Origin of the sequence: Rhodohalobacter sulfatireducens (assembly GCF_022012475.1) — a bacterium.
Taxonomy (GTDB): domain Bacteria; phylum Bacteroidota; class Rhodothermia; order Balneolales; family Balneolaceae; genus Rhodohalobacter; species Rhodohalobacter sulfatireducens.
Map to the genome: position 1 here is coordinate 1 of NZ_JAKLWS010000069.1, position 3,472 is coordinate 3,472.

General features: G+C 43.5%; 2 protein-coding genes. Both read right to left on the bottom strand.

Annotated features, from left to right (window positions below; translation table 11 throughout):
• The coding region (locus L6773_RS20990) for a ligand-binding sensor domain-containing protein (RefSeq protein WP_304622119.1) at positions 1 to 3,309 on the bottom strand (3,309 nt) is incomplete at its 3' end.
• 4 nt (positions 3,310 to 3,313) lie between these two features.
• Positions 3,314 to 3,466, bottom strand: a complete 153-nt coding sequence (locus tag L6773_RS21870; RefSeq protein WP_369431607.1) for an ATP-binding protein — start codon at positions 3,464 to 3,466, stop codon at positions 3,314 to 3,316.
• Positions 3,467 to 3,472: the final 6 nt, after the last annotated feature.

Here is a 3,472-nt window from a genome sequence, read left to right on the forward strand (position 1 = left end):
GGGTTCATAACCTTCCATCGAGGACACCCCTCGGCTTCGCTCTGCTCCGCCACTCCCCTCAAGGGGAGACTTTGTCAACTGCCCACTGTCAACTGTTAGCTTATCTCTCATCGCATCAAAAGCATTATTACACAAATTCAAAATCACCCGGCTGAAATCCTCGCCGATCATCTCGACTTCTCCAACATTCTTATCTAATCCCAGTTCAATATCCACGTTGATTGGATCCTTCCCGGCTCGCATTCCGCGAAAGGCCAGGTTCACATATTCTTTAATTAATGGATTGAGCGGAGTCGGTTCCATCTTTCCATCGCCTCCTCTTGAGTGCTGCAACATCGATTTGATGATGCCATCGGCGCGGGTGCCGTGTTGGTGGATGATGTGAAGGTTGTTTTCGATGTCGTCGAGAATATCGTACACATCTTGTAGGGGCAACTCATGAATTGCTCCTACGGATTTGATCTCTTCTCGCGCTTCCTGGATCAATTCCGTAGACAAATCCGAAAAATTATTCACAAAGTTCAGCGGGTTTTTGATCTCGTGGGCGATTCCGGCGGTTAGCTGGCCCAGGGAAGCCAGTTTCTCCTGTTGGACGAGCTGCTCCTGGGCGGATTTTAAATTCTCGTGGGCGATTTCAAGATTGTGATAAGCCTTCTCGATTTCCCTTGCTTGTTCTAGTTCACGCTCCCGGGCCTTTTCCCGCTCTCTCTTGATTAACCTTCTTCGCTGGAAACGATCAACAGCAAAAACTCCGGCTGCAAAGATTAAGGCATATAGCCCATAAGCCCACCAAGTTTGCCACCATGGGGGGAGAATTGTAATCCCAATGGAAGCTCCATCAACATTCCAAACTCCGTCGCTGTTTGCGCCCCTTACTCGAAATGTATACTTACCTGCAGGAATACGCTCATAGGCTGCTCGACCTGTGTTACCGGATTCACTCCAGGATTCATCGAATCCTTCAAGGTAGTATGCATATCGGTTTGCCTCAGGAGACCGGAAATCGAGTACTGAAAATTCGAGTGCAAAAGTATTTTGACTGTATGGTAGTTCAATCTCTTTTGACATCCAAAAGGGGGTTTGCAAAACACCTTCCGAACTGAATCGAACCGGTTGATTATCAACAAAGAAGTCAGTAAATGCTACAGCGGAGGGAGATGTGGCCGGTTGTATATTTGTCGGATCAAACACGAGGAGCTGTGAATTACCGGTAAAGAGGAAACGCTGTTGATTCACAATTGAGCATTTATCCACAAATGGAGCTGCATCTATACCATGGTTTTCATCATAAGTAAAGAAGAGCTCTGTTTCCGGGTTTAAATGAGTGAGTCCGCGGTCGGTTCCCATCCAAATTGATCCGTCACTGCTTTCAAGAATACAATCAACATTGTTACCGGAAATGGCACTGTTGTATGTTGTGTACCGGGTAAACTCTTCGCTTGTCGGTTTAAAATGGATGAGCCCCGTTGAATGTGTCCCAATCCATAGGTTGTTTTGAGAGTCTTCAAAAATATTTTTAATAATATCCTCTCCTAATTCGCTTGATTCATTTGAATCAAACGGATAGCGAGTAAAAGATTCAGTGCCCGTATCAAAACGGTTTAAACCTCGATCCGTTCCAATCCAGAGAATTCCCGGTTTCGATTTAGAACCGTGAACAATGATACGCTCACTACTGATCAAGCTATTACGATTATTTGGATCATGAAGATATTGAGTGAGTGTATTGGACCTGCGGTCATATCGTATCAGTCCTGCATATTTTGTACCCAGCCATAAAATTCCATCTAAATCTTCATAAATATCAATAATCGGCCCAATGTATATTGAGGGACGGTCTGAATCTACAAAAACAGGATCAAGAGTTAATGTTTGTTCATTGAGTGCATATAAACCTCCGTATAATGAACCCGCATTTCCTTCATAAGATCCCACCCAAAAGGTTCCATCTCTGCTTTTATGGATAGCCCCTACGGTTCTTCCCACAAAAGGAATAGATGCATCGATTTGGTAAGGTCCTTCATTCTCTATGGCAGGAGTAAGAGAGCGCAATTGATGGTATTCACCTAACCATATTTTTCCTGATTCTTCGACATAATGTCCCCCCAGAATTGTATTGAGTGGAAGCCCTTGAGATTGAAATTTACTCCCGGAAGTATAAGTCTGTAATGATATTTTTGTTACATGAGATAAAATTGGTGATATCCAGAGCGTTCCGTCTCTCGATTGAAATAGATTCCAAACATTACTCCCCAAAAACCCTATTGAATTAGCCTCATTGCTATCAAAATAGTCTAGCGTATTCGTATCAGGATGAAGCCTCAAGACTCCGTTAGTCAATAAGCCTATCCATAATGAACCTGATGCATCTTCAACAATAGAGGCAATAGCTCCACAGTAAAAAGCTTTACACGTCGGTGACAGAGATGGCTCATTTGGAAATTGAAAGATACCCGGTAAGTCGGGATTGTAGACCATTCGTTCAAATTGCCCCGTTTCCCTGTCCATCTTGTGAACGATATTTCCATAGGTACCCACCCAAAATGTCCCCCGGCTATCTTCAAAGATGCTTGAAACTCGATTGGACATCAGGCTATTCGGATTTTCAGGATCATGGAGGAATCTGGTAAACGTCCCTGAATCACGGTTAAATCGATTCAACCCACCGGGTCCGGGTTTTCTTGGTTCGGTTCTCGTTTTATCAATCATTCCAACCCAAAGGGTACCTTCTGAGTCCACGAAAAGAGACCATACATCATCATTGCCCAGACTTGTGGAATCATCAGGATCATATTGATACCGAGCAAACGTATAGGTTTCGCGATCCAATCGGTTGAGTCCGCCTCTCGTGCCAACCCATAAATCGCCATAAGTATCCTCTGTGATAACCGTAACAGAATCCGAACTGATGCTAGTTGGGATTTGAGGATCGTGATGATAATGAGTGAAGGTTTCTGTCTCTGGATGAAACTGATTGAGTCCGTTGCTAAATGTTCCTATCCAAATCGTGCCGCCTTGATCCACATAGATCGTTTCAACACGGTTTGCAGATAATGAGGTAGAATCTTCAGGGTCGTGAGTAAAATGTGTAAAAGTGCGTCCATTATATCGATACACGCCTTCGTGTGTTGCAAACCATAAAAAACCGGTACTGTCTTGTTCTACCTGAAGAACAACCGTTGAATAATCAACTCCCGGTATTGGAAATGTCTCAAATTGAATCGATGAATCTTGGGCAAAGTTCAGCCCGGCAATATTCAGAAGAATAAAGCTTGCCAGTACACCCACTTTAAAGATTTTGCTATTCATCGGTTTAAGGATTTAAAGTGATCGTAAAATTAGTACCGGATGAATCGGTTTTAACATCCAAACTTCCGCCATGTGCTTTAATAATATCATGAGTAATACTAAGACCAAGCCCCGTTCCAGACGTGCCTTTCTTCGTAGTAAAAAACGGTTGCAGAATTTTGTC